The sequence below is a fragment of the Prevotella sp. MGM2 genome, assembly GCF_002933955.1.
Lineage (GTDB): Bacteria > Bacteroidota > Bacteroidia > Bacteroidales > Bacteroidaceae > Alloprevotella.
This window is the reverse complement of record NZ_BEWW01000160.1, coordinates 1-2,743: the sequence shown is the minus strand read 5'-3', so window position 1 is coordinate 2,743 and position 2,743 is coordinate 1. Positions and strand designations below refer to the sequence as shown.

Here is a 2,743-nt window from a genome sequence, read left to right as displayed (position 1 = left end):
GTGAACTTGAATCCGTTATTGCCGATGGCCTTGCGGTTCTTTTCGAAACCGTAAACCGTCTCCGGTACGCGGTCGCGGTTGCTGTAACCGTGGTCAGAGCCGTATTCGCCCTGGCTTTCTACGGTGAAATAGAGCTGCCAGCTGCCGTTTTTGCCCGGGGTGAACTTATGGTCGAGGGCGTGATGCTTGAGGTCGTAGAGGCCATTGCGCCACCAGTCGCGCGGATAGCCGATGCCGTCGTCGTTGTCGGTGGGTGCGCGGAAGGCGTCGAGTTTCGGGCCTTGTCCTTCGCGCACGATGGTCTGGTTGCCGTAGGTGAGTGAGGCAATGGCGCCGGTGGAGAGGTCGAAATCAGCTTTGAAGCCGTCGCCGGTGAGGGTGATGCGGCCGTTCTTTTCCTCGGCGTTTATCTTCTTGTCGGAAGCCGCTACCTGAATGATGGCGGGAGCGGCCTTTTCCTCACCGCGCACGCGGAGCTGTTCCTCCATCTGCACGTAGCCTTTCTCGGCCCATGGCATGTTTTCGCCCAGGAGGAACTGCACCTTCACGAAGTATTCGCTTTCGGGATCGAGCGAAGCGTAGTCGTAGGGCAGGGTGTACTGCTGTTTCTGGCGCGGACCGACGATATTGCGGGCGCCCTGCAGGGGTTTGTCCTTCTCCACGCATACGCCGTCCTTCCATAGCGACCATACGATCTGATAGTCGGTGAGGGGGGCGAAGTAATTCTTGTTGAAGATTTCGATGCGTCCCTGCGTCATGTCAACGGCCTTGACGCCGATGTTCTGGTACACCTTTTTCACTTCATAGTACTGCGCCTTGGGCGAGAGGTCGGGGCGCATGACGCCGTTCATGCAGAACATGCCGTCGTTGGGCTTGTTGTTCTGTCCGAAGTCGCCGCCGTAGCCCCAGTAGCGTTCGCCGGTGGCGGGGTCGTAGTTGTAGATGGCCTGGTCCACCCAGTCCCAGATGGCGCCGCCTATGAAGAAATTGGTGCTCTCTATGGCTTCCCAGTAGTCGATGAGATTACCGATGGCGTTACCCATGGAGTGGGCGTATTCGGAGATGTGGAAAGGATATTTCATCTTGTAGGTGCCTTTGACAGCGCCTTGCACCCAAGGGATGGAAGGATACTGGTTAGACCCCATGTCGACGATGTCGTTGTTGCGCTCGTACTGTACGGGGCGCGAGGTGTCGAAGGCCTTGATGGCGTTGTAGCAGTCCACGAAGTTCTTGCCCGGTCCGGCCTCGTTGCCGAGGCTCCAGATGCAGACAGAGGGGTGGTTGACGGTGGCGTGAACCATCTCCATGTTGCGTGCAATGTGTGCGTTCTTGAACTCCGGCACGTGGGAGAGGCTGGCTTCGCCGTAGTAGTACTGGTGGCTCTCGATGTTGGCTTCGTCCTCAAGATAGATGCCGTATTTGTCGCAGAGGTAGTACCAGTAGGGCGCGTCGGGGTAGTGGCAGTTGCGCACGTGGTTGATGTTGCCGCGCTTCATGAGGAACACTTCCTTCTCCATTTGCTGGCGCGTTACGTAATGTCCCGTCTCAGGGTTGTTTTCGTGACGGTTCACACCCTTCATCTTGATGGGCTGGCCGTTGAGGTAGTAGTAGCGTCCGGCCAGTCCGAACTCATCCTGTGAGGCCGGCGTGTCCTTGATTTCAATTTTGCGGAAGCCCACGGAGGTGGAGAAGGTTTCCACCACCTTGCCCTTCTTGTCCTTGAGCTGTCCCACCAGAGTGTAGCGGTAGGGCTTCTCGGCGTTCCAGGGCTTGATGGCCTTTCCGGCCTTGAGCACTACGGAAGCCGTCTGCTCGCCGTCCTTGACAAGCTCCTCTACGGCGGCCGAGGCTGTTATGCCCTCCACGAGGGTGTTCTCGTCGCTGTAGAGTTTGTTTTCATAGAGGGCATAGTCGATGGTGTAGCCCTTCTGTTTCTTGCCCGAGAGGTTGGCCACGCTGGCTTTGATGCTGAGCGAGGCGTCGGTGTAGGAGGCGTCGTAGTCGGGTATGGCCACGATGTCGCGCACCTGCACTTTGGGTTTGGCCGTGAGGGCCACGGTGCGGAAAATGCCCGGGAGGCGGAACATGTCCTGGCTTTCGAGGAAGGAGCCGTCGCTGTGGCGGTACACCTCTACGGCCAGAATGTTCTCACCCTTGGGGTTGAGGTAAGGCGTGATGTTGAACTGGGCCAGATTGCGCGAGTTTTTGGAGAAACCTACGTACTTGCCGTTCACGTAAAGATAGAAGAAAGAATCCACGCCGTCGAAGTTGATGTACACTTCCTTGTCCTTCCATCCGGCGGGTATGCTGAAGGAGCGGCGGTACGATCCCACCTCGTTGCGGTGGTCGTAGCTCAGCCAGTCCTTGGCAGGGGTGCGCATCACGCCGCCTTTCCAGTCGCCCACCTTCACGCCGTGCTGGAAGATGACACGCTGGTTGGAGTAGAGCGGTGCGCCGTATTTTTGCGAACCGTCTTTACCGATGCCGGCCACGTTCCAGTTCATGGGTACGTCCACGAGGTCCCATCCTGAGGCGTCGAAGTCCGTCCTGAAGAAATCCGCAGGGCGTTCGGCGGGATTCTTGGCCCAGTGGAACTGCCACTTGCCGTCGAGCGACTGCCACAGCGAACTGTGTTCAGGCAGCAGCTTGCGCGCGCTCTCAACGTCCTCAAACGAGAAAAACCACGCATGGGGTTGCTGCTTGTTGTAGGCCACGGAGTCGGGGCTTTGCCACTCCATGCCCG

At 58.3% G+C, this 2,743-nt stretch carries 1 protein-coding gene; it reads right to left on the bottom strand.

What is annotated here, in order from left to right; translation table 11 throughout:
* A partial coding sequence (locus C5S62_RS03685; protein WP_104404107.1) for a glycoside hydrolase family 2 TIM barrel-domain containing protein occupies positions 1-2,743 on the bottom strand: 2,743 nt, incomplete at both ends.